This is a genomic window from Pseudomonas shirazensis, from assembly GCF_050496565.1.
GTDB classification, from domain to species: Bacteria; Pseudomonadota; Gammaproteobacteria; order Pseudomonadales; family Pseudomonadaceae; genus Aquipseudomonas; species Aquipseudomonas shirazensis_A.
In genome coordinates this window covers 160,023-184,287 of record NZ_JBNWAE010000007.1, presented here as the reverse complement: position 1 = coordinate 184,287, position 24,265 = coordinate 160,023, and the positions used below count along the sequence as shown (strand labels likewise).

The 24,265-nt window shown below is 63.4% G+C and carries 21 protein-coding genes; 9 read left to right on the top strand and 12 right to left on the bottom strand.

Annotated elements, in window-relative coordinates; translation table 11 throughout:
• Nucleotides 1-235 precede the first annotated feature (235 nt).
• The 6 genes from ACQZ2L_RS12645 to ACQZ2L_RS12620 all read left to right on the top strand — a co-directional run bounded on the left by ACQZ2L_RS12645 (nt 236) and on the right by ACQZ2L_RS12620 (nt 7,093).
• Nucleotides 236-1,546 (top strand): C4-dicarboxylate transporter DctA, encoded by a 1,311-nt coding sequence (locus ACQZ2L_RS12645; RefSeq protein ID WP_430326320.1) that lies wholly within the window; start codon nt 236-238, stop codon nt 1,544-1,546.
• A gap of 69 nt (nt 1,547-1,615) precedes the next feature.
• Entirely contained in the window at nt 1,616-2,320 is a 705-nt protein-coding gene (locus tag ACQZ2L_RS12640) for a FadR/GntR family transcriptional regulator (protein ID WP_430326319.1), read from the top strand.
• A gap of 16 nt (nt 2,321-2,336) precedes the next feature.
• Nucleotides 2,337-3,032: a GntR family transcriptional regulator gene (locus ACQZ2L_RS12635; protein ID WP_430326318.1), complete on the top strand. Its 696-nt coding sequence runs from the start codon at nt 2,337-2,339 to the stop codon at nt 3,030-3,032.
• A 75-nt stretch (nt 3,033-3,107) separates the two neighbouring features.
• On the top strand, nt 3,108-4,097 hold the full coding sequence (locus ACQZ2L_RS12630; RefSeq protein ID WP_430326317.1) for a hypothetical protein: 990 nt from the start codon (nt 3,108-3,110) through the stop codon (nt 4,095-4,097).
• 155 nt (nt 4,098-4,252) lie between these two features.
• On the top strand, nt 4,253-6,139 hold the full coding sequence (gene mcpA, locus ACQZ2L_RS12625; protein WP_430326316.1) for a methyl-accepting chemotaxis protein McpA: 1,887 nt from the start codon (nt 4,253-4,255) through the stop codon (nt 6,137-6,139).
• 168 nt (nt 6,140-6,307) lie between these two features.
• On the top strand, nt 6,308-7,093 hold the full coding sequence (locus ACQZ2L_RS12620) for a sulfite exporter TauE/SafE family protein (RefSeq protein ID WP_101321097.1): 786 nt from the start codon (nt 6,308-6,310) through the stop codon (nt 7,091-7,093).
• Nucleotides 7,094-7,126: 33 nt separating this feature from the next.
• Here ACQZ2L_RS12620 and ACQZ2L_RS12615 read toward each other — a convergent pair whose 3' ends face one another.
• Nucleotides 7,127-8,173, bottom strand: a complete 1,047-nt coding sequence (locus ACQZ2L_RS12615) for a DUF1176 domain-containing protein (protein WP_430326315.1) — start codon at nt 8,171-8,173, stop codon at nt 7,127-7,129.
• 100 nt (nt 8,174-8,273) lie between these two features.
• On the bottom strand, nt 8,274-8,813 hold the full coding sequence (locus tag ACQZ2L_RS12610) for a histidine phosphatase family protein (protein ID WP_430326314.1): 540 nt from the start codon (nt 8,811-8,813) through the stop codon (nt 8,274-8,276).
• A gap of 89 nt (nt 8,814-8,902) precedes the next feature.
• Here ACQZ2L_RS12610 and ACQZ2L_RS12605 point away from each other — a divergent pair, with 89 nt between their 5' ends.
• A complete protein-coding gene (locus tag ACQZ2L_RS12605) occupies nt 8,903-9,487 on the top strand; it encodes a biliverdin-producing heme oxygenase (protein ID WP_430326461.1) in 585 nt (194 codons plus the stop codon).
• Here ACQZ2L_RS12605 and ACQZ2L_RS12600 read toward each other — a convergent pair whose 3' ends face one another.
• The 5 genes from ACQZ2L_RS12600 to ACQZ2L_RS12580 all read right to left on the bottom strand — a co-directional run bounded on the left by ACQZ2L_RS12600 (nt 9,488) and on the right by ACQZ2L_RS12580 (nt 16,161).
• The gene (locus ACQZ2L_RS12600; RefSeq protein ID WP_430326313.1) at nt 9,488-9,820 is read right to left on the bottom strand and encodes a DUF3325 domain-containing protein; all 333 of its coding nucleotides are present in this window, start codon (nt 9,818-9,820) and stop codon (nt 9,488-9,490) included.
• Entirely contained in the window at nt 9,817-11,352 is a 1,536-nt protein-coding gene (locus ACQZ2L_RS12595) for a PepSY-associated TM helix domain-containing protein (protein WP_430326312.1), read from the bottom strand. The genes ACQZ2L_RS12600 and ACQZ2L_RS12595 overlap by 4 nt, the downstream gene beginning before the upstream one ends.
• Nucleotides 11,349-11,636: an iron transporter gene (locus tag ACQZ2L_RS12590; RefSeq protein ID WP_430326311.1), complete on the bottom strand. Its 288-nt coding sequence runs from the start codon at nt 11,634-11,636 to the stop codon at nt 11,349-11,351. The genes ACQZ2L_RS12595 and ACQZ2L_RS12590 overlap by 4 nt, the downstream gene beginning before the upstream one ends.
• Before the next feature lie 20 nt (nt 11,637-11,656).
• Nucleotides 11,657-13,897, bottom strand: a complete 2,241-nt coding sequence (locus ACQZ2L_RS12585; protein WP_430326310.1) for a TonB-dependent siderophore receptor — start codon at nt 13,895-13,897, stop codon at nt 11,657-11,659.
• Nucleotides 13,898-14,220: 323 nt separating this feature from the next.
• On the bottom strand, nt 14,221-16,161 hold the full coding sequence (locus tag ACQZ2L_RS12580; protein ID WP_430326309.1) for a methyl-accepting chemotaxis protein: 1,941 nt from the start codon (nt 16,159-16,161) through the stop codon (nt 14,221-14,223).
• 250 nt (nt 16,162-16,411) lie between these two features.
• Here ACQZ2L_RS12580 and ACQZ2L_RS12575 point away from each other — a divergent pair, with 250 nt between their 5' ends.
• A complete protein-coding gene (locus tag ACQZ2L_RS12575) occupies nt 16,412-17,692 on the top strand; it encodes a Y-family DNA polymerase (RefSeq protein ID WP_430326308.1) in 1,281 nt (426 codons plus the stop codon).
• 2 nt (nt 17,693-17,694) lie between these two features.
• Here ACQZ2L_RS12575 and ACQZ2L_RS12570 read toward each other — a convergent pair whose 3' ends face one another.
• Nucleotides 17,695-18,126, bottom strand: coding sequence for a translesion error-prone DNA polymerase V autoproteolytic subunit (locus ACQZ2L_RS12570; protein WP_314877478.1), 432 nt, complete (start codon nt 18,124-18,126; stop codon nt 17,695-17,697).
• 102 nt (nt 18,127-18,228) lie between these two features.
• Between ACQZ2L_RS12570 and ACQZ2L_RS12565 the strand changes: the two genes are divergently transcribed.
• Complete coding sequence (locus ACQZ2L_RS12565; RefSeq protein WP_430326307.1) at nt 18,229-18,936, top strand: SOS response-associated peptidase family protein; 708 nt, start codon at nt 18,229-18,231, stop codon at nt 18,934-18,936.
• A 42-nt stretch (nt 18,937-18,978) separates the two neighbouring features.
• Here the strand turns inward: ACQZ2L_RS12565 and ACQZ2L_RS12560 are convergent, their stop codons facing one another.
• Genes ACQZ2L_RS12560 through ACQZ2L_RS12545 form a run of 4 tightly spaced genes read right to left on the bottom strand, consistent with a single transcriptional unit; the run spans nt 18,979 to nt 24,099 of the window.
• Nucleotides 18,979-19,188 (bottom strand): formate dehydrogenase subunit delta, encoded by a 210-nt coding sequence (locus tag ACQZ2L_RS12560; RefSeq protein WP_103438003.1) that lies wholly within the window; start codon nt 19,186-19,188, stop codon nt 18,979-18,981.
• Nucleotides 19,185-22,070, bottom strand: coding sequence for a formate dehydrogenase subunit alpha (fdhF, locus tag ACQZ2L_RS12555; RefSeq protein WP_430326306.1), 2,886 nt, complete (start codon nt 22,068-22,070; stop codon nt 19,185-19,187). The genes ACQZ2L_RS12560 and fdhF overlap by 4 nt, the downstream gene beginning before the upstream one ends.
• Nucleotides 22,067-23,620 (bottom strand): formate dehydrogenase beta subunit, encoded by a 1,554-nt coding sequence (locus ACQZ2L_RS12550; protein WP_430326305.1) that lies wholly within the window; start codon nt 23,618-23,620, stop codon nt 22,067-22,069. Before ACQZ2L_RS12550 ends, fdhF begins: the two co-directional genes overlap by 4 nt.
• A complete protein-coding gene (locus tag ACQZ2L_RS12545; RefSeq protein WP_181108103.1) occupies nt 23,614-24,099 on the bottom strand; it encodes a formate dehydrogenase subunit gamma in 486 nt (161 codons plus the stop codon). Before ACQZ2L_RS12545 ends, ACQZ2L_RS12550 begins: the two co-directional genes overlap by 7 nt.
• Between the last annotated feature and the right edge of the window lie 166 nt (nt 24,100-24,265).

Genomic DNA, 24,265 nt, shown 5'->3' with positions numbered 1-24,265 from the left:
CATCAAGTTCGATCCGGCTCGAGCGATCGCACGGCTTATTTCCGCGCGCCAGAGCGGTCGCACATGACAGCGCTCAACTGGTCAGACCGGTCAGGCCAAATTCACTTGCAATGTAGGAACTTTCGCGGTTTTATGATCGGGCACTGAACAAACCGGTAAGACCACAATAATTAAGTCCTGCGCTCTTTGGCCCGCTGCTCCATCGAAGCAAGGACACCGATCTGAGACTCCTCCCATGCTTAAGTGGTGCTCGCGTTCGATTTTCCTTCAGGTGGTGCTAGGGCTGGCCCTTGGTATCGTTTGCGGCCTCAGCTTCCCTGAGGTCTCCCTCCAGTTGAAACCCCTCGGCGACGGCTTTATCAAGCTGATCAAAATGCTCATCGGCCTGATCGTGTTCTGCGTGGTGGTCAGTGGCATTTCCGGTGCCGGCGACCTGAAAAAGGTCGGGCGCATCGGGCTCAAGTCGGTAATTTACTTCGAGGTACTGACCACGATTGCCCTGGTCATCGGCCTGGTGTTCGCCTTCAGTACCGGCATCGGTAGTGGTGCCAACATCCATCTGGATCAGCTGTCGGTTGCCGACGCCAATGGCCTCGCCGACCGCGGCCAGCAGGTGCACAGCACCGCCACCTTCCTCATGGGCCTGATCCCGACCTCGGTCATTGGCGCCTTCGCGGACAACAACATCCTGCAGGTGCTGCTGTTCTCGGTACTGTTCGGCAGTGCCCTGAACCTGGTCGGTGAAGCCGCGTCCGGCATTTCGCGCCTGATCAACGAACTCAGCCATGTGATCTTCCGCATCATGGGCATGATCGTGCGCCTGGCGCCGATTGGCGTGTTCGGCGCCATCGCTTTCACCACCAGCAAATATGGCCTGGAGTCGCTGCACCACCTGGGCGGCCTGGTCGCGCTGTTCTACCTGACCTGCGCCGGCTTCGTCCTGATCGTGCTCGGTACGGTGATGCGCCTGTCGGGCCTGCGCCTGCTGCCGTTGATCAAGTACCTGCGTGAAGAACTGACCATCGTCATGGGCACCGCTTCGTCCGATGCTGTGCTGCCGCAGATCATGCGCAAGCTCGAGCACCTCGGTATCGGCAGCTCGACGGTGGGCCTGGTGATCCCTACCGGGTATTCGTTCAACCTGGACGGTTTCTCGATCTACCTGACGCTGGCCATCGTGTTCATCGCCAATGCCACCGGCACGCCGCTGGCCATGACTGACCTGATGACCATCTTGCTGGTCTCGCTGGTCACCTCCAAAGGCGCCCACGGCATCCCAGGCTCCGCGCTGGTTATCCTCGCCGCCACGCTGACCGCAGTGCCGGCGATCCCGGTGGTAGGCCTGGTGCTGGTGCTGGCAGTGGACTGGTTCATGGGCATCGGTCGCGCTCTGACCAACCTGATCGGCAACTGCGTCGCCACCGTGGCCATCGCCCGCTGGGAAAAAGACATCGACCTGGAGCGCGCCAACAACGTGCTCAGCGGCAAACCGGGCTTTGCCCACCAGCCGCGCAAACAACCCATCGCCCATCAACAGGAATTCTGATTGATACAGGCCGGCAGCGATGCCGGCCTGCCTCAGGAGCGTTATGCAACTTTTATCAGGAAACGACCCATGATCAGTTCCTCGACCGTGGTCACATCAGTAGTGGAAAAACTGCGTCAGGCGCTGGCCCGCGGCCAGTGGCGCAGCGGCGAGATGCTGCCCGGTCAGCGCGAGCTGGCCGAGCAGATGGGCATCAGCCGGCCGAGCTTGCGCGAAGCGGTAACCGTGCTCGAAACCCTCGGCCTGGTGCGTTCGCTGCCGGGCAAAGGGGTGCTGGTCCTGGACGCCGAAGCCGCCGCGCAGGAGCCGGTCGGCGACGCCGTAGGCGCTGCCAGCCTGGCCGACGTGCTCGAACTGCGTTACACCCTTGAGCCGTTTATCGTCGGCCTGGTTGCGCAGTCGGCCAACAGCCAGGACATCGGCCAACTGCGCCTGACCCTGATGGACATGCGCGAGGCGCTAGACGCCAGCGACAGCGAAGCCGGCGTCAACGCCTACATCGCTTTCCACCAGGAACTGTTTGCCCTGACCACCAACCCTATTTTCCAGAGCGTGGTGCAACAGACCGGCAATGCCCTCAAGCAGAGCGCCGACATGCTGCGCAATTCGCCTGAGCACCTGGCTGCGCGCCTGCGTGAGAACGAAGCCGTGGTGCGTGCCATCCGTGACAAGAACAGCGCCCAGGCCAGTGCCCAGATGCGTCGGCACATCCTTCAGGAAGGCCAGCGCATGGGTATCGAACTGAATATCCCGGACGAACACCCCGGCCCATGATTCCAGGAGAGCGACCATGACCGCTTGCGCCCAAGCCGCCCAGCCCCTGCCTGCCCTGCTCGGCGCCGGCGAGACTCGCCTCTCTGCCGAGCAGATCTACCCACGCTTGTTCGACGCCATCCTCGAACAGCGCCTGCCACCTGGCAGTGCACTACCGGAACAAGCCTTGGGCGACGCCTTTGGCGTCAGCCGCACGGTGATCCGGCGGGTGCTTGGGCGCTTGTCCGACCAGCAAGTGGTGGTGCAGCGGCCAAGCCACACCGCGCACCTGGCCGCACCCGACCCGCAACAGGCGCGGCAAGTGCTCAGTGCCCGCCGCCTCGCAGAAACCACCCTGATTACCCTGGCGACCCAACGCGCCCGCCCCAATCAGATCCGGCAACTACGGCAACTGGTCGAGCGCGAGCGCCAGCACCATGAACAAGGCGAGCGCTGCACGGCAATCCGCCTCGGCGGCGAGTTCCACCTGAAGCTTGCGCAGATGGCCGCCAACGCACCCTTGGCCCGTTTTCTCAATGGCCTGGTGCCGATGACCTCGCTGATCATCGCCCGCTATGAGTCACCCTGCTGCGACCACTGCGCCTGGGAAGAACACGCCGCAATCATCGATGCCGTCGAAAGTGGCGACAGCAGCGCGGCGCTGACGTTGATGCACGAGCATCTGGACCGGCTCGAAGCCAAGCTCGATCTCGGCCCGGACCACAGCCTCTAGCAAAAACTGCCGCGGGGCCGCTGCCTACCTATAATCAGCTGATCCCCTCAGCCTCTTCACAAGGAGGCGGCCGGCATGAATGCGCGTGGTGGCTTGCTCTTGCTCTGCCTGGTGCTGGCGGTAGGCGGCTGTGCCGGCAAGCGCCCCACTGCGCCGCCCCCAGTCGCTCTGAGTGTCGGCGCCTGGCAGCAGGTCGATCGCGAACTGATCAACGCCTCGCTGGCTGCCACCGGCTCGGCCAACGACTATGCGCGGCGCTCGATGCGGGTGTGGAAGGACGAGGTGCAGAAACGCACCGAAAGCGACTTCATCCCGTGGTTCACCGGCTACTGGACGCAGCAGTGGCTGACCCTCAAGGTCGCCTGGTACAAGATGAACAGCGGCAACGGTGCCGAGCCACCCGAGAAGCGCCTGGCGTTGTATCTGCAGGAGCAGTATCACCAGCGCGTACTCGAGCCGGTAGCGCGGGAGATCAACCCCGAAGCCATCCGTGACCGCGCCAGCGAGTTGTACCTGCAACTGTTTGCCCAGCAAATGACGGCCATCATCCATCGCTACAACGCCCCGCCCGATCAGCTCAGCCAGCGCCTGACGCGGGTCAAGGCCATCGCACTGGGGCCACCCGCAGCGCGGGATGCCAGCCTCTATCAACTGCTCAGAGCCAAACCCCTGGCACAGCAACCAGCCTGGCTTGCGCTGCGCCAGCACCTCAATCAACAGGCAGCCAAACTCGCCAGCCAGACCCAGCTCGGCCTGTCGTCTGTGGCCACTCGCGCCAGTGAAAAACTCAGCGCCACCCTCGCCCCACGCGGTATTGCCAGTGCGGTCGCAGCGGCCGTGGGCAAGGCCGCCGGGGCGTTGATTTCGGTAGCCGCTACCGGCATCGCGATGATCAGCCATGATCACGAGCAGCCGCAGATGGTCGAGCAGCTGCGGGTGATCCTCAACGTTGCCTTCAACCAGGAGTGGCGCGAGCTGATGGACAACCGCCAGAGTGGGGCGATGTCCGGGGTGTATTACCTGTCGGGGCAGATCGAGGATGGCCTGCAACTCAGGTCGCAATAGCAGCAAATAGCCACTACTGCCACCCGTCGACCTGCACTAAATAAAGCCGCACAACCCTTTCAGTTTTGGCAGAGATGAGCCGATACGAATTAGGTAAGCCGTCATCGCGTCACAAGCGCCCGGCGTCCTCTCAACATGGCTCAAGGTCTCGAAACATGAACCTGAAGTTCCGCCACAAGATTCTCCTCAGTGCCTGCGGTGTCGTGGTGCTGGCATTCGCCCTGTTCACCCTTTACAACGACTACCTGCAACGCAGTACGATTCGCCAGAATCTGGAATCGTCGGTGCAGCAGGCCGGCGCATTGACTGCCAGCAGCGTGCAAAACTGGATGAGTGGACGCATCCTGGTGCTGGAAAACCTCGCTGAAGACATTGCCGAGCAAGGTGCTGGCAATAACCTGGCCGGACTCATCGGCCAGCCTTCGTACACCCGCAACTTCCTCTTCACCTACCTGGGCCAGACCAATGGCGTATTCACTCAGCGCCCTGACGAGAAGATGCCCGACACCTACGACCCGCGTCAGCGTCCCTGGTACAGCGCCGCTGTCAGCGCCGGCCAGACCCTGCTGACGCCGCCTTACCAGAGCGCGGTCGGCGGCCTGGTGGTGACTATTGCCACACCGGTCAAAGCCAAGGCCGACGGCCAACTGCTCGGTGTGATCGGCGGCGACCTGTCGCTCGACACCCTGGTCGAGATCATCAACTCGGTCGACTTCGGCGGCATCGGCCATGCGTTTCTGGCCGACCGCGACGGCCAGGTGATCGTCAGCCCGGACAAAACCCAGGTGATGAAAAACCTCAAGGACATCTACCCAACTGCCAACCTGCGCGTCGAGCCAGGCATGCAGGACGTGGTGCTTGATGGCCAGGAGCGGCTGATCTCGTTCGCCCCGATCAACGGCCTACCGTCGGCCAAGTGGTACATCGGCCTGTCCATCGACAAGGACAAAGCCTATGCCGCACTGAGCCAGTTCCGTACTTCGGCGATCATTGCCATGCTGGTTGCCGTGGCGGCCATCGCCGGTCTGCTCGGTTTGCTGATCCCGGTCTTGATGCGCCCGCTGACCACCATGGGCCGCGCCATGCGCGACATTGCCGAGGGTGAAGGCGACCTGACCCGCCGCCTCACCGTGCAGAACCAGGACGAGTTCGGCGAACTGGCGACCTCGTTCAACCGCTTCGTCGAGCGTATCCATGCCTCGATCAGCGAGGTGTCCTCGGCCACCCGTCTGGTTCATGACCTCTCGGAAAAAGTCGTCAGCGCCTCCAACGCCTCGATCAGCGGCTCGGAAGAGCAAAGCATGCGCACCAACAGCGTCGCGGCGGCTATCAACCAGCTCGGTGCCGCGACTCAGGAAATCGCCCGCAACGCCGCCGACGCCTCGCAACATGCCAGCGGCGCCAGCGACCAGGCCCATGACGGCCGCCAGGTGGTCGACGATGCCATCACGGCGATGACCGCTCTGTCGCTGAAGATCAGCGAGTCGTGCGAGCAGATCGAGATCCTCAACACCAGCACCGATGACATCGGCAAGATCCTTGATGTGATCAAGGGGATTTCCCAGCAGACCAACCTGCTCGCGCTCAACGCGGCCATTGAAGCTGCCCGAGCCGGTGAAGCCGGCCGTGGCTTTGCCGTGGTTGCCGACGAGGTGCGCAACCTTGCCCACCGTACGCAGGAATCGGCAGAAGAAATCCACCGCATGATCACCAGCCTGCAGGTCGGCTCGCGTGAGGCGGTGCACACCATGAACGCCAGCCAGGTGTCGAGTGAGCAAACCGTGCAGGTCGCCAACAAGGCCGGTGAGCGGCTGGCCAGCGTGACTCAGCGGATCGGTGAAATCGACGGCATGAACCAGTCGGTTGCCACCGCCACCGAAGAACAGACCGCCGTGGTCGAGAGCCTCAATCTGGACATCACCCAGATCAACACCCTCAACCAGCAAGGCGTGCAGAACCTCAATGAGACCCTGCAGCACTGCGACGCGCTGAGCCAGCAGGCTGGGCGTCTGAAGCAACTGGTCGGCAGTTTCCGTATCTGATCCAGCCCAGCGTATAAAAGCCCCGCGCCAGTTACGGCGCGGGGCTCGCCCGCAATACCCTCCCGCAGCCGGTTATAACCTAATAACCAACAAATCTATTTGGCTATATCAAGTACCTATATGCTTGCGCTCATCCGATCACGGGCAAGTTGGGCAGTCGAGTAACGTATGGATGTAGGTTCTTTCGGTTTCACCATTGCAGGGCTAATCGTAGGTTTCATCGTTGGCATGACTGGCGTTGGTGGGGGGTCGTTGATGACGCCTATCCTGCTCTGGTTTGGCGTCAACCCTGCCACTGCCGTGGGCACCGACCTGCTCTATGCTGCTATCACCAAGGCCAGTGGCGTCTGGGTGCACGGGCGCAACAAGAACATCGACTGGAAGATCACCGGCTGGCTAAGCCTGGGCAGTGTGCCTGCGGCGGCGCTAACCCTGTGGTTCCTCAGCACGCTGCATGCCGACACTTCGGCGCTGAATGCGGTGATCAAGCAAGGCCTGGCCGTGGTGCTGATCCTGACCGCGCTGGCGCTGCTGTTCAAATCGCGCCTGCAGGCCTTTGCCAGCCGCCATGCCGGTGACCACTATCACCTCAGCGATCGCACCCTCAACGGCCTGACCGTGTTCACCGGGGTAATCCTCGGTGTGATGGTGACCCTGACCTCGATCGGCGCCGGTGCCCTGGGTACGGTAGCGTTGTTCCTGCTGTACCCGTTCCTGGTTACCCGCCGCCTGGTCGGCACCGAGATCGCCCACGCCGTGCCGCTGACGCTGGTTGCGGGCCTTGGCCATGCCGGCATGGGCAACATGGACTGGTCGCTGCTCGGTTATCTGTTGCTGGGCTCGCTGCCGGGCATCTATCTGGGCAGCCACCTCAGCGGGCGCATCTCCGACAACGTCCTGCGCCCATGCCTGGCGGCGATGCTGCTGCTGATCGGTTACAAGCTGGCGTTCTGACCTACTCCCGGGGCTGCAGCGCAGCCCCTGCCATTACTTGCCGGCGCGCCACAGCACCGGCCAATATTCCGAAGAAATCTGCGCACAGCGGTCCATCTTGGCCAGGCTGAGCAAGCGCATGCGTTCACCGTCGTAGCGCCAGATCTCGTTGACACCGCAGTCGCCAATCCCGCGGCCCTTGTCGAAGCCATACAGCTCGCCGCTGTTCGAATCGAACGCAACGTAGCCGGTCAAGCGGCTGTCGACCACCTCACTTGCCAGCGCCTCGAACGGTAGCTCGCTGATCACGTAGGGGGCGGCGCGGCCAACCCGGTACAGCGTGTACGAGCAGTTGTAGGCGCCGCATTCCGAACTGATCAGGGCTAGCGCGTACTGGCTGTCGAGTGGCTGCAGTTCGAGGCTGCGCACACCCTCTTCATCAAATACATCGCCATCGGCCTTGGCTTTGGCCATGACCGCGCTGCGCATCTGCGTGGCCTGCTCAGGGTCCAGCGCCGGCGCTGCGGAGAACGGCGGCAGCTTGGCCATGGTGGGTGCTGGCGGCACGCTTGCGTCTGCAGCAGTGCCGGGGCGCACCAACGCGCTGGCGTGACCAATACGACCTTGCACCGAGTCGATCAGCAGTAGCGCCGCACTGATGCCCTGCAGCGACGCCTGCAACTCGCCGTCACTGCCGGTCGCCGTTAGCCGCTCGCCATTGCGCAGCTGACGCACCAGTGCGGCGCCGGCTTCACCCTCCACCTGCAGAACGGTCTGATACTCGTCGCGCTGCTTGTGCCAGCCGGCAGTCAACGGCTGACCGTCGAGCAGCGGTGGCGAGTCCCAGGCCGCGCCGCCGACCACGCGCAGGCTCAATGCACCGTCCAGACCGGCCTCACGGTGCACCACCAGCCACAGCGAATTGGCATCTTCCTGCGCGGCGGCCACGGCGGTACAGGCGCGGGTGTTGTCGCAGCCAACGATCCAGTCCTTGATCTGCCGGTAGACCGGTACCGGCTCCGGGCCGGCCGCTGCGGCCAGACTCGGCAGCAACGCGAGACCGAGCAGGGCTGCCCGGCATGGGAGGGTTACATGCATCATGCTGATTCCTGTACTGTCCTTGAGGTGCCTTGAACGGGCCTGACGATCATTGCAGATGCGCCGCCAAGTGCAACCGGACGTTGCCAGGATTTGCGTCAAGTCACAGCAAGCGCACACGCCACTGCCCGCTGAAGCTCAGCTGCAGTTTTGCCAGAGGCAGGACATCAATGCGCTGCAGAGCAGCCAACGGGCAGTCGAGCAGTTGCCCGAGCACGGCCCTGATCACCAGAGGATGCGTCACTGCCAAGGTCGAGCCTGAGCTATTGCATGCCGCCAACCAGGCGACCACCCGCTCGCTCAGCTGAGCCAGGGATTCGCCGCCGTGGGGGGCGCTGTAGGGATCACTCAGCCATTGTGACAGCGCATCGGGCTGCTCGCGCTGCAACTGCTTCAGCGTCAATCCCTGCCAGCGACCCAGATCAACGTCGGCCAAGGCCGGCTCGATCAGCACCTGATCGCCCAGCACACCGGCGGTGTCGAGGGTACGGCGCTCGGGCGCTGACAAGACCTGCGTGTAATCAGCCATCAGTTCAGCGGCAGACGGCAGCGCCAGCAGCGCATCATCAGGGCAAGCCATACGGCCGAGCCGCTGGGCATCGGTCAGTCCATGGCAGATCAAGGTCAAGCGAACAGCTTTCACCGGTGTCCTCCAACGCAGGCTTCAGGCGCGCTGATACTACGCTGCCACCGCTACCTTGCGGTAGGATGCTGTCTTGTTGCCATACCCTTCTGCCCGAGCCGCCAATGCCCCACACCCCCAGCCCGCTTCTGCTCGCACTGCGCGCAGGCACCCAAGCCTGTCACCAGCGCCTGGAAGCCCGCTTGCCTTTTTTCCGTGATGACTTCGACCTGCCTGCCTATCGCCGGCTGATGCAGGCTTACTATGGTTTCCATGCCCCGCTACAAGCGCTGCTGGCAGACCATCAAGACAGCGAACGGGCCAAGACCGCAGTGCTCGAACATGACCTTCTGGCGCTAGGCCTGAGCCCGGCAGAGGTTACTGCCCTGCCCCGTTGCCGGGCGCTGCCGGCAACTGACAACGAAGCCAGCGCGCTCGGCGTGATGTACGTGATTGAAGGCTCGACCCTGGGCGGCCAGGTGCTCAAGCGGGCGATGGCCGAGCGCCTGGGGATCGACGGCGACCACGGCGCGCGCTTTCTCGACGTGTACGGGCCGCTGACCGGCGCGCACTGGCGCAGTTTCCTGCAGCGCCTCGAGCAGCCTGGCGCCAGTCACCCGCAGACGGTGGCCGCCGCCATCGCTACGTTTGAATGCTTCGAGCACTGGCTGCAGGACTGCGGCGTGCTGGCCTGATCAACCCAGCAGGTGCAGCACGCCCCAGGCCGGTATTGCCGCTACCAGCGCTAGGGCGAATCTAGGCCAGTACGGCAGCAGCATCACCAGCAGTACCGCCGCCAGCGAGATCACCCCAAACCAGGCCACCGCGCCCATCGCCCAGCCCCAGGCCTGAGCGCACAGCAGCAAGCTCAACAGCAGCCCGAGCCAGCCCAGCGCGCGCAGAATCAGGCGCAGCGCTGGCGACGGTGACCGTTGCCACACCTGTTTGTAATGACGCTCCAGCCCCTGACACAAGCCGAGCATGCCGGCATAGGCAAACAGCAGGCTGCCAGTCACCAGACTGATCATGCCTTGGCCTCCACTGTGCGCACCGCGCGCGGCTTGACCACCACCGGCTTGGGGCAGGCCACACGCCAAGCCGCCAGGGCCAGGCCAATGCCCAACACCAGGCCTGTGACCTCGACACCCAGGCGCAGGTGATCGACCCCTCCGGCAAAGATACCCAGCACACCCAGGCCGCCACAAAGCAATGCGCACAACGCCAATTGCTCGACCCAGGCCTGTCTGGCCGGGCGCACGCCGGCATGCAGCAACGCCAGCAACCATACCCCGAAGAACCCTCGCACCTCCCAGGCTTCACGTTGCGCCAACTCCACCGGCAACAAACGGCTGGCCCAGAGCAAGCCGACACAGGCCAACATCAGGCCGCTGATAAAGCCGACGTTGCACACTTCAGCCACACGATACCAACGCCGCGCCGCCGCATCGGCACGGCTGTCGGCAGCGGCATATTTGCGCCCGCGCTTGACGCAGAACAGCACCAGCCCGCTGGCGATCATTGCGCAGCTGATCAAGCCGCAGATGAAGTACAGCCAGCGCATCGGGTAGCCACCAAACTGCGCAAAATGCAGCCCGGCCATGACCCGCTGAGTCAGCGGCGCCGGGCGCAGATCGGGGACGTCGCTGAGCAGCTTGCCGCTGACACCGTCGAACACCATTGCATTACCTTTGGTCAGCGCGATGCGGTTGCCCAGCAACGGCCGCACTTCGATCAGCGCCGCAGCGGTGTTCGGGTTGCGAATGCCAATGCTGCCAATCGGGCCCAGACTGGCTTCGGCCTGGGCCAGCAGCGGCGCCAGTTCGACCAGCTCCGCAGGCGTCTTGGCCAGCCGTCGCGGTTGTTCCACACGGGCATTGCCCTGGGCCTGGAAGTACGCCCGGCTGTCGCCCTCGAACACGGCGTCCACGCCTGCGGGGATATAGATCATCATGAAAATCACCAGGCCGGTGTAGGTGATCATCAAGTGAAACGGCAGCAGCAACACCGCGCTGGCGTTGTGAAAGTCCAACCACGAGCGCTGGCCTTTGTCGGGGCGGAAGGTAAAGAACTCCTTGAAGATCTTCTTGTGAATGACGATGCCGGTGATCAACCCCGCAAGCATCACCAGCGCCAGCGCGCCGACCACGAAGATGCCCCAGTTGCGCGGCAGGTCGAGGGTGAAGTGGAAGCGGAAGAAGAAGTTGCCGCCGACGCTGTCGCGTACGGCAATCGGCTCACCGCTGTTGGGGTCGAGCGGCACCACCACGCCGTGGCGGCGATCGCCGGTGGAGACGCTCAAGCCCGGCGAGCGTTCGGTCGGCAGGCTGATCCCCCAGTTGCCGGCGTTGGCTTCGTGCCGTTGCAGGTAGTTGATGGCGCGCTTGGCGGCATCGGCCTGAGACACCGTGCTTGCCGGGATTTCTGGCTGCATCCAGTGGTTGAGCTCTTTGTCGAACACCGCCAGGGTGCCGGTGACAAAGATCGCAAACAACAGCCAGCCAAAGATCAGCCCGGCCCAGGTGTGCAGCCAGGCCATCGATTGAGTGAAGGTGTTTTTCATGCCAGCCACCGCAGTGCCTGCGGCCAGAAGCCGACCAACGCCAACGGCACCGCCAGCGCCAGTGGTGCCCAGGCCCGCAGCGCGTCACGGCTGGCGAAGGCCCAGAGAATCGCCAGGGTATAGAAGACGAACGCCGGCAGCGTGGCGACGATCACCGCGTCCGCCGGCGCCAGCGGCAGGATCCGCGCCAGGCAGGCGGTACTGGCGTAACTGAAGGCGTAGCCACCCAACAGGGCTGCGCCGCTGCGCGAGAGGATGCGCAGCCAGGTTGGGGTTTCGCTCATCAGCAGGTCCTTGTGATCGATCAGAACGAAATGTTCAACGAGGCAAACACGGCGCGGCCAGGCTGGTTATAGGTGTTGGCGCCGGAACTCGCGGCGTTGCCGCCGCGCAGGATCTGCTTGTCGAAGACGTTGTTCACACCCACGCGCACATCGTAGTTCTGGTTGAATTTGTAGCCGGTGCTGATATCCACCAGGCCGTAGGCTTCCACATCCTGCTGTGCTTCCAGGTCGTAGTCCTGCTGGGTGCGGTAGTTGTAGCTGGGCGACTTCTGCTTGCCGAAGTAGGTGCCGGCGAGCTGGAACGACAGCTTGTCGGTGGCGCGCCAGTCGAGGGTGGTGTTGACCGTGTACTCGGGGATCACCGACAGCGGCTCGCCGGTTTCGCGGTTGTCGTTGTCCAGCATCCAGGTCAGGTTGGTGTTCCAGTCGAGCGTCGGGCTCAGCTCGATGAAGAAGTTGCCCTCGATGCCTTCGACCCGCGCTTCGCCGGCGTTTTCCCACTGGGTCACGCGACGACCACTGTTGATCGCATAGATCACGTCGGTGCCACCGATGATCTTGTTCTGATAGTCGTTGCGGAAGTACGTCGCGCTGGTGCGCCAGGTGCCGCGGTCGTACTGCAGGCCGATTTCCTTGTTGACGCTGATTTCCGGCTTGAGGTCGCTGTTGCCCTGCAGGTAGCAGCCACCGGAGTTGGTCTGGCCGACGCTGCAACCGTTGCCGCGGCTGTACAACAGGTAGTTGGAGTTGTACTGGTACAGGTTCGGCGTCTTGTAGGCGCGGGCAATGCCGCCCTTGACGGTCAGCGCTTCGGTCAGCTTGTGAGACAGGTTCAGGCTTGGGCTGAGGTTGTCACCGAAGGCTTCGTGGTGATCCAGGCGCAGCCCGGGGGTGACGGTGGTGTCGCCGATGATGACGTTGTCTTCGACGAACAGCGCGTAGCTCTTGGCGGTCATTTTCGAGTTGCTGCGATCAAAGCCACTGATCGCATCACCGCCGTTGCCGCTTGGGTCGAAGCTCTGCGGGCGGAACGAGCCTTGGTCGTTGAGGCTCTCGTACAGGTATTCGCCGCCCAGGGTCAGCACGTGTTCGGTGCTGCCCATGGCGAATGGCAGGTTGACCTCACTGGTCAGGCGCGTGTTGCGCAGCCGCGACATGGCTGCGCCACTGTCGTTGATCGCGCCTTCCGGGCCACCGGCGAGGCCTTCGTTGAGGCGCCAGTTGCGCACGTACTCGTAGGCCAACACGGTCTTGCTGGTGCCCCAGGTGAAGTCGCCCAGGTGGGTCAGGTCGTAGGTGCTGCGCTGCATGATGTTGGTCTCCTTGCCGTACAGGCTGGAGATCAGATCAACGTTGCCGCCGCCGTTGCTATTCATGGTGTCGCCGGCGTAGATGTTGCCTTGGCGACTGTAACCGCTGCTCATCTCGAGGCGATGCTCGTCGTTGAGTTTCCAGCTCAGCAGACCGTTGATGTCCTTGTTGCGCACGCCTTCGCGACCTCCCACCAGGGCACTGGTTGCCGCATCGGCATTGATGTCGAGGTCATCGGCATCGGTCTTGGCCAGGCCGCCGAACAGGCGAAAGCCAAGGTTTTCGGTGAGGCCACCGCTGAGGTTGAAGTTGGTCCGCCGGCTCATGCCCTCGGCGCTGTCTTCCGGCAGCTGGGTGTAGACGTTGACGTTGCCCTTGAACTCATCGGTCGGGCGTTTGGTGATGATGTTGACCACCCCGCCCATGGCCCCGGAGCCGTAGCGCGCCGCAGCCGGGCCACGCAGGATCTCGATGCGCTCAACTGCCTCGGCCGGTACCCAGTTGGTCTCGCCGCGGGTGTCGCGGTCGCCGTTCCAGCCGTAGCGCACGGCGTTGCGCGCATTGGACGGCTTGCCGTCGATCAGGATCAGGGTGTTTTCCGGGCCCATGCCACGCAGGTCGATCTGGCGATTGTTGCCACGCGCGCCACTGGCGCTGTTGCCGGTCAGGTTTACCCCCGGCTCGCGGCGGATGATGTCGGACAGGTCGTTGGCAGGCGGGCGGCGCTTGATGTCTTCTTCGGTGATGATCGACGAACCCAGTGCCTGACGCGCCTCACGCTCGGCGGTGACCAGGGTGTCCTGGATAACCAGCGCATTGCTGTCGAGCGGGACGTCCAGCACCTCGGCGTTTTGCTGCTCGTCGGCGTGAGCCGGCGCGACCAGCAGTGCCGGTGTGGCCAGGGCAACAAAAGCCAGGGCCAGGCCATTGGGTGAGGTTCTGGATTGCATCGACACATCTCCTGATCATGGGCAAATGCCAACCCCGACCAGGAGACCGAAGAGCCCACACCCTCCGGCCTCTCAAGCAGTACTTGGGGGGCCAATAGGGATGTGGAATATAACGATTCTCAAATGACTTTAAATCTTATTTACGAAATTTACAGATTGGGGGGAACTTGGGTATTTTTGGGGCTGCTTTGCAGCCCTTTCGCGACACGAGGCCGCTCCTACATTAGACCGCGCTAGTCTGGCGGACGCGGTCCCTGTAGGAGCGGCCTTGTGTCGCGAAAGGGCCGCGCAGCGGCCCCAAAATCTAACTGACCACCAAAATGTCAGGACTTGAACCGCCCCACCAACCCATTCAACTCCTGCGACAACTGCGACAACCGCCCGGAGTCAGCCTGCGCTGAACTGGCCAGGCCCTCGACCAACTGCGCTTCGTCATAGATCTGCTGGATATGCCGGTTGATCTCTTCAGCCACGCTGTGCTGCTCCTCCGCCGCCGCAGAAATCTGCAGGTTCTGGTCGCGGATTTCGTTGACCGACAACTGAATCCCTTCAAAGCTGTCGCGCGCACTTTCGATAGATGACACGCTGGCCCGCGACAGGTCCAGGCAGCTGTCCATCTTCTCTGAAACCTCGGCAGTCTTGCTGCCGAGGGTATTGAGCAACAGGTCGATTTCGCCAGTAGAGTCGGCGGTACGCTTGGCCAGCGCACGTACTTCGTCTGCCACCACGGCAAAGCCGCGGCCCTGATCGCCGGCGCGGGCAGCTTCGATCGCGGCGTTCAGCGCCAGCAGGTTGGTCTGCTCGGCGATGGCGCGGATGGTGCCGAGGATCTGGTTGATGCTGCGGCTGCCCTGCTCCAGTTCGACCATCGCCTGGGACGACTCGCTCAGGCGCGTGCCAAGGCGGTTGACGTTCGCGGTGGTCTGCTCGATCTGCTGTTTGCCCTCGGCCACACGGCGGTGGCCGTTTTCGGCAGCATCGGCAGCGCTGCTGCAAGAGCGCGCAACTTCGTTGGCGGTGGCGACCATCTCGTTGAATGCAGTGGACACCAGCTCGACCGCTTCGCGCTGACGCCCGGCGGCTTCGTTCATGTTGCTCGCCACTTCGCTGTTCACCCGCGAAGCATCCTCAAGATTGCTCGAGGCAGCGCCGATGCGCTGGATAAGCTGGCGAATCGCCGCCAGGAACTTGTTGAACCAGCCGGCCAGCTCGGCAGTTTCATCCTTGCCCTGCACCTGCAGATCACGGCGCAGGTCACCCTCGCCTTCGGCGATCGACTGCAAGCCGGTGCTGACCTGGCCGATGGGCTTGACGATCAGCTTGGAGAACGCCGCCGCAATCACCGCAAACACCAGCGCCAGCAAGGTGACGATGATTGCCGTGAGGTAGCTCATGCGCGTGGCCGCAGCCATCACTTCCTGCTTCTCGATCAGGCCGACAAAGCGCCAGCCCAGGCCTGGCGAAGTCCATACGTTGGCCATGTAGTTGACGCCATCAATCTCGACTTCGGTCGAGCCCTGGGCGGTCGCTGCCAGATGCGCATAGGGTTCGCCAAGATCCTTGAGCTGCTTGAAGCTGTGGCTGGCGTCGCGTGGGTCGACCAGCACCGTGCCGTCTTCGACCAGCATCACATAGCCGCTGTCGCCGAGCTTGATGCTCTTGATCAGCTCGGTGAGATTTTTCAGCGAGACGCTGACGACGAACACACCTTTGGGTTTACCAGCGTCATCGAGCAATGCCCGTGCAGTGCCGACCAGCGCTACATCGTCCTTGTCGTAGTAATAGGCAGCGGTGCGCACGGTCTTGTTCGGGCTGGCCATGGCCGCCTTGTACCAAGGCCGCGTGCGCGGGTCGTAGTTGGCAAGTTTGGGATCATCCGGCCATTTCGCGTAGCTGCCGTCTTCCAGGCCGATGGACAGAATCGCCGCGGCCGGGTGAGTGGAACCATAGCGAGCGAACTGATCAATGACTTGCTGGGCAGCCGCTGGCATTGGCTGACTGGCGGCGTCGGTACTGGTGTACTGTTTTAAAGTATTAACCGAAGTGTATACAGGTTCAGCGGACAGTTGATCGACGTTTTGCGTAGTTGCATCAAAGAATTGCCGCATGTTGCCGTCAATCTGGCGGATTTCCCGCGTGCTGCCATCGACAAACTGCTCAAGGGCATCGGCGCGGATATTCAGCACCGATATAACCCCGACCACGCTGACCGGGATAAAGGCTACCGAGACGAAGGCGAGGATCAATTTGGTTTTTATTTTCACTGTCACAACCATCCATGTAGGGCGGGGGCAAATGGCCGCTGCTGGCCAGTAGTGGCGACCTGCTACTCACTCTGTTTCGGCCGCACGGATCCATATCTTTAGCCAATCTCCTGTACACAATTTAACTGACGATTGTTGTTGATCTACTAGTCAACTTTACCGATGACCCCGAGCCGGTGGTCGCTGCCAGCTTGACCGCACCAAACCTCAGCTGTTTACTGTATGCATATACAGCCAAAAGCCAGCCACCATGCCACCCTCCACCTCACCGGTATTCGCCCTGATCGACTGCAACAGCTTCTACGCCAGCTGCGAACGGGTGTTCCGGCCCGATCTGGTACGCACGCCAATCGTGGTACTGAGCAACAACGATGGCTGCGTCATTGCCCGCAGTGCCGAGGCCAAGCAGTGGGTGAAGATGGGCCAGCCGTACTTCCAGGTGCGGGATGTGCTGCGCCGTCATGGCGTGGTCGCGTTCTCCTCCAATTACGCGCTGTATGGCGACATGAGCCAACGGGTGATGACGGTGATCGAAGGCATGGTCCCGGCCACCGAGGTGTATTCCATCGACGAAGCCTTCGCAGACCTCAGCGGCGTGCCCGGCGACCTCGAGCAACTGGGCCGGGACATCCGCGAGCGGGTGCTCAAGTACACCGGCATCCCGGTCGGGGTTGGCATCGCCGGCACCAAGACTTTGGCCAAGCTGGCCAATCACGCCGCCAAGCGCTGGACCGTGCAAACCGGCGGGGTCTACGACATGCGCGACCCGGTGCGGCGCGACTGGGTGCTGAAAAAGTGCCAGGCCGCGGACGTCTGGGGCATCGGCCCGCGCATGGCGGCGCACCTGACCGCGTTGAACATCCGCAGCGCCTGGGACCTGGCTCAGGCCGACCCGTGGAGCCTGCGCAAGCAGTTCAGCGTGGTGGTGGAAAAAACCGCCCGCGAGTTGTCCGGCACGCCCTGCCTGGAGCTGCAGGCGCAAGAGCCGCCGCGCCAGGAGATCTGCTGCAGCCGCATGTTCGGCGAGCGGGTCAGCGAGCTGCGGCCGATCAGGCAGGCGGTGGCGACCTACGTCATGCGCGCCGCGCAGAAGCTGCGTGCGCAACGCTCCCTGGCGCGCAAGCTGCGGGTGAGTATTCGCACCGGCATGTTCAATCCTGAGGAGGCCAAGTACGCCAGCGGCGTGGTAGTGCAACTGCCCTACCCCACCGACGACGTGCGGCTGCTGACGCGCATGGCGCTGGAGGCGGTGGGCACGATCTTTAGACCGGGCTTTCGCTACAGCAAGGCCGAGGTGTTGTTGATGGACCTGTGCCAACCGGGGGAGTTTTCAGATGACCTGTTCGCCCCCAGACAATCCCCCACCTGTGATCGCCTGATGCAAGTGATGGATGACATCAACGCGCGCTGGGGCTCGGGCACCATGCGCGCGGCCAGTGTGCCTGCGGCGCCGGACTGGGAGATGCGCCGCGAGCTGATGAGTCAGAGCTTCACCACCCAATTCAATGCACTTTGGCGTGCCCGATCTTGACCTCAAGCCTTGGGATCATGGCTGCGCACGCTGAAGGTGACCACACCCCAGATCGCCAGCTCGTCGCCCTCGAGAATATGCCGTGGGGCAAAGCGCGGGTTGTCCGAACGCAGCACCACCTGCCGGCCGACCTTGTGCAGCCGCTTGCACAACGGCTCGCCATTGACGGCGGCGATCACCACATGACCGTGCTGGGCTTCGATCGAGCGGTCGACCAGCACCAGGTCACCATCGAAGATGCCGGCGCCCTGCATGCTGTCGCCGTCTATTCTCACCAGGTACATATGCGGCGCACGCAGGTTGAACAGCTCGTCCAGCGAGATCGGCTGCTCCATGTGGTCCGCCGCAGGCGAGGGAAAGCCTGCCGGCACGCTGAACAGATAGCGTGACAGCGCGCCTGCGCCGGCTGCGATGGGGCCGAGGATGGTAGTCATGGGGCACGCCTTGCAATTAAACTGTACGGATATACAGTTAATCGAGCGCCACGGCTTTGGTCAATTTCGGCGTAGGAAATTTCGACAAGTGGGAGACCTGCAATGTGCGGACGCTTTGTTCAGTCGCAAGGCCTGGCCGATTATCTGCGTGAGCTGGACGCCGAGCAGGATGTCATCAGTGGCTACGACAACGTGCCGATCGACCGCTACAACGTCGCCCCGGGCAGCCGTGTACTGATCCTGCACAGTGTCGCCGAGGGCCTGCGCATCGACCCTTGCCATTGGGGCTGGGCGCCGTTCTGGGCCACCGGCAAACGCCCAGCACCGATCAATGCACGGGTCGAGACGGTGACTACCGGCAAGTTCTTTCAACCCCTATGGCCGCAAGGCCGGGCACTGGTGATGGCCGATGGTTGGTATGAATGGGTGGTCGACCCGTCCGACCCCAAGCGCAAGCAGCCGTACTTCATCCGCCTGAAAAGCCAGGCGCCAATATTCATGGCGGCGTTGGCGCAAGTGCACGCCGGGCTTGAGCCGAACGAGGGCGATGGCTTCGTCATCATCACCGCAGCCAGTGACCAGGGCATGCTCGATATCCACGACCGCCGCCCGCTGGTGCTGGCGCCGGAACAGGCACGTGTCTGGCTCGACCCGCAACTGCCCGCCGATCAGGCTGAACAACTGGCCCGCGAACGATGCTTGCCGGTGGCTGATTTCGAGTGGTTTGCGGTGAGCAAGGACGTGGGCAACATGCGCAATGAAGGTGCCCAGTTGCTGGTGCTGGAGACGGTACAAGGAACGCTGTTCTAGGCTTAACGCAGCGGCAGAACGCCGCTGCGTGCCTCTCTTGCTTCAACCCTCCGCGAGGGCCTCACGCACCAGACCGTCCACACCTTCATCGGGATGTGCCTGCATCCACTCGACGATCTGCTTGCGCATCAGCGGCGTCCAGAAGCTGTGAATATGCTGGCGTACCCCCTGCACCGCCAGCGTCCGGTTAGGCTCGCTGTCAAAGTAGTGGGCGATCTGGTTGGCCATCTTGACCAGGCTATCGACACTCATCGGCGTACCTCAGCAGTTTCCGGTTGCTCGCTGTTGCGCCGCTCCTGCAGCAGACGCCGTTGTTCGTCACTGAACGCCTGATAGCGCTGCTGCCATTGCGACGGCTGCGACACGCGCACCACTTCTACCGCGGTGACCTTGTACTCGGGGCAGTTGGTGGCCCAGTCGGAGTTGTCGGTGGTGATGACGTTGGCGCCCGACTCGGGGAAGTGGAAGGTGGTGTACACCACCCCCGGCGCAACCCGAGTACTGACCTGAGCACGTAACACCGTCTGCCCGGCGCGGCTGCCGATACCGACCCAGTCGCCTTCGACAATACCGCGGCTCTCGGCATCGCTTGGGTGAATCTCAAGCCGGTCCTGGGCGTGCCAGGCGACGTTTTCGGTACGCCGGGTCTGCGCGCCGACGTTGTACTGGCTGAGGATGCGGCCAGTGGTCAGCAACAGCGGGTAACGGCTGTTGACCTTCTCGTCGGTGGGCACGTAACCGGTCAGCATGAAGCGACCCTTGCCGCGCACGAACTGGTCGATGTGCATGGTCGGCGTGCCGTCTGGCGCCGCTTCGTTGCATGGCCATTGCAGGCTGCCATGGCGCTCCAGTTCGCTGTAGCTGACGCGGTGGAAGCTCGGCGTCAGCCGGGCAATCTCGTCCATGATCTCTGACGGATGGCGGTAGTTCATCGGGTAGCCGAGGGCGTTGGCCAGGGCCATGGTGCCTTCCCAGTCAGCCTTGCCGGCCAGTGGCTGCATGACCTTGCGCACCCGCGAGATACGCCGTTCGGCGTTGGTGAAGGTGCCGTCCTTTTCCAGGAACGAGCTGCCCGGCAGGAACACATGGGCAAACTTGGCCGTTTCGTTGAGGAAGATATCCTGCACCACCACGCATTCCATCGCCCGCAGGGCGGCGGTCACGTGCTGGGTGTTGGGGTCGCTCTGGGCGATGTCCTCGCCCTGGCAGTACAGCGCCTTGAAGCTGCCATCCAGCGCCGCCTCGAACATGTTGGGGATGCGCAGGCCTGGGTCAGGCTGCAGGGTCACGCCCCAGGCCTGCTCGAACTCGGCGCGCACGGTAGCGTTGGAGATGTGCCGATAACCCGGCAGCTCATGGGGGAACGAGCCCATGTCACACGAGCCCTGGACGTTGTTCTGCCCGCGCAGCGGGTTCACCCCCACCCCCTCACGGCCGATGTTGCCGGTGGCCATGGCCAGGTTGGCAATGCCCATCACCGCGGTGCTGCCCTGGCTGTGCTCGGTCACGCCGAGGCCGTAGTAGATTGCTGCGTTGCCAGCACCGGCATACAGCCGGGCTGCCGCACGGATCTGCTCGGCCGGTACGCCACAGGTAGGGCCGAGGGCTTCGGGAGAGTTCTCCGGCAGGCTGACGAAGTCTCGCCAGCGAGCGAATTCCGGCCCTTCACAGCGGGCGTCGATAAAGCCCTGATCAAGTAGCCCTTCGGTAACGATCACATGCGCCAGTGCGTTGAGCATGGCCACGTTGGTGCCGGGGCGCAGTTGCAGGTGCAGCTCGGCGCGGGCATGCGGCGAGTCGACCAGGTCGATCCGCCGCGGGTCGATGACGATCAGTTTGGCGCCTTCACGCAGGCGGCGTTTGAGCTGCGAGCCGAACACCGGGTGCGCGTCGGTGGGGTTGGCACCGATCACCAGAATCACGTCGGCCTGCATCACCGAATCAAAACTCTGGGTGCCAGCGGATTCGCCCAAGGTCTGCTTGAGGCCATAACCGGTCGGCGAATGGCAGACCCGCGCGCAGGTGTCGACGTTGTTGTTGCCGAACGCCGTGCGCACCAGTTTCTGCACCAGATAGGCTTCTTCGTTGGTGCAGCGGCTGGAGGTGATGCCGCCAATCGAATCGCGCCCGTACTTGAGCTGGATGCGGCGCAGCTCGCTGGCGGCGTAGGTGACCGCCTCGTCCCAGCTGACCTCTTGCCACGGGTCGTCGATGTGTTTGCGAATCATCGGTTTGGTGATGCGGTCCGGGTGGGTCGCGTAGCCCCAGGCGAAGCGGCCTTTGACGCAGGCATGGCCGTGGTTGGCGCCGCCGTTCTTGTCCGGGACCATGCGCACCAGCTGGTCGCCTTTCATCTCGGCGCGGAACGAGCAGCCCACGCCGCAATAGGCGCATGTGGTAATCACCGCACGTTCTGGCTGGCCCAGTTCAACCAGGCTTTTTTCAGTCAGGGTTGCGGTTGGGCAGGCCTGCACGCAGGCGCCGCACGACACGCACTCGGAGGTGAGGAAGTCAGTACCGCCAGCCGCCGCTACCCGCGAATCGAAACCGCGGCCAGTGATGGTCAAGGCAAAGGTGCCCTGAATGTCTTCACAGGCGCGCACACACCGGCTGCAGACAATGCACTTGCTCGGTTCGTAATTGAAATACGGGTTGGACAGGTCCTTGGCGTCGGCAAGGTGGTTGGCGCCTTCATAGCCATAACGCACCTCGCGCAAGCCAACCTGGCCGGCCACGGTCTGCAACTCGCAGTTACCGTTGGCCGAGCAGGTCAGGCAGTCCAGCGGGTGGTCGGAGATGTACAGTTCCATCACATTGCGGCGCAGATCGGCCAGGCGTGGCGTCTGCGTGCGCACCACCATGCCCTCGGTGACCGGTGTGGTGCACGACGCCGGGTAACCGCGCATGCCGTCGACTTCGACCATGCACATGCGGCACGAGCCAAAGGCTTCGAGAGTGTCGGTGGCGCACAGTTTGGGGATATTGGTGCCGAGCAAAGCGGCGGCGCGCATCACCGAGGTGCCAGCGGGCACGCTGATGGCGCGGCCGTCGATATTCAGGCTGACCTGCACCTGGCTTTCACGCGCAGGGGTGCCGAGATCGGCATCACTGGCAGGGTCGAAATAATTGATCATTGGGCGGCCTCCGGGCTGGCCAGACCGAAGTCGGCAGGGAAGTGCTTGAGGGCGCTGGCCACGGGGTACGAAGTCATCCCGCCCATGGCGCATAGCGAGCCGTATTGCATGGTGTCGCACAAGTCGTGCAGCAGGTTGGCCTGGTCGGCGCGATAGGCCGGGTCGCTGCTGGCGATCAAGCGGTCGACCACCTCCATGCCGCGGGTCGAGCCGATCCGGCACGGGGTGCACTTGCCGCAGGATTCTTCAGCGCAGAACTGCAAGGCAAAGCGCGCCATGTTGGCCATGTTCAGGGTGTCATCGGCGACTACCACACCGCCGTGGCCGATCATCGCGCCAAGCGCGGCGAATGCTTCGTAGTCCAGTGGCGTATCGAACTGGCTCGGCGGCACCCACGCACCCAACGGCCCGCCGACCTGAGCGGCTTTCAGCGGACGACCGCTGGCAGTGCCACCGCCGTAGCCTTCGACCAGCTCGCGCAAGGTCAGGCCAAAGGCACGCTCGACCAGGCCGCCATAGCGCACGTTGCCCGCCAGTTGGAACGGCAAGGTGCCCAGCGAACGGCCCATGCCGAAGTCGCGGTAGAACTGCGCGCCCTTGGCCATGATGATCGGCACCGAGGCCAGGGTGAGCACGTTGTGCACCAGCGTCGGCTGGCCGAACAGGCCTTCGAGCGCCGGCAGTGGTGGCTTGGCGCGGACGATGCCGCGCTTGCCTTCGAGGGATTCGAGCAGCGCGGTTTCTTCACCGCAGATATACGCGCCAGCGCCGACCCGCACTTCCAGGTCGAACGCCACGCCGCTGCCGGTGGTGTCCAGATAGCCCGCCTCACGGGCCAGCAACACCGCCTCGTTGAGCGCGTGGACGGCATCCGGATATTCCGAACGCACGTAGATGTAGCCCTTGCTGGCACCCACCGCCAGCCCGGCGATGATCATGCCCTCGATCAGCAGAAACGGATCGCCCTCCATCAGCATGCGGTCGGCAAACGTCCCCGAGTCGCCTTCGTCGGCGTTGCATACCACGTACTTCTGCGCTGCCGGGGCATCACGCACCGTGCGCCATTTGATCCCCGCCGGAAACGCCGCCCCGCCCCGCCCGCGCAGGCCGGAATCGAGCACTGCCGCGACCACCTCTGCCTGGTCCAGCAGCGCGGCTTTGGCCAAGCCTTCGAAGCCGCCGTGGTTACGGTAATCGTCCAGCGACAGCGGTCGGGTGATGCCGGCACGGGCGAACAGTAAACGCTGCTGACTGCTCAGGTACGGGATCTGCTCGACCAGGCCCAGCGCCAACGGATGCTCAGCCGGCACCGCCGTCAGCGCATCGAACAGGCCCGGGACATCTTCGGCAGCGACCGGCCCGAAGCCCTGCCGGCCTGTTGGAGTTTCTATCTCAAGCAATGGCTCCAGCCAGTACAACCCGCGCGAGCTGGTGCGGTGAATCTGTACCTCGACCTGGCGCCGTTGCGCCTCGGCGCTGAGCGCGTCAGCCAATTGATCGGCGCCGACTGCGCGCGCCACCGAGTCGCAAGGAACAAAAAGCTTCAGCATGGTTTCACCTCCTGCAGGCAACCGCTGACCAGTGCGCTCAAGCGCTCCGGCGTCAGCCGCGCATGCACCTGGCCATCCAGCTCCAGTGCCGGCGAACAGGCGCAGGCCCCCAGGCAATACACCGGCCGCAGGCTTACCGCGCCGTCGGCGCTGGTACCGTGATCATCCAGCCCCAGCTGCTCACGCAACTGCGCCGCCAGCGTCTCGGCGCCACGGCTTTTGCAGGATTCGGCCCGGCACAGGCGCAGGATATGCCGCGCCGGCGGCGCGGTACGGAAATCATGGTAGAAGGTGATCACCCCGCGCACCTCAGCCTGGCTGAGGTTCAGCGCATGAGCAATATCCGGCACGGCGGCATCGGGGATATACCCAACACCGGCCTGGATCGCATGCAGGATCGGCAACAGTGCGCCGGGGGTGTCACGGTGGTGATCCAGCACACGCTGGATCACGGGCAGGTCAAGCGTCTCATCAGGCATACAGCGGACCTCGGCGTCGCGAGCGCAGGCAATACCTGCGCCCGACGTGTTCTGCTGCGGCGCACCGGCCACGTCACGGTTGCGTGGTCGCCGGGCACCTCCTTGCCCACGGCCGCGCATCTACGTGCACTGGCGTCGAGGGCATCCTGACAGCATGGCACTCCTG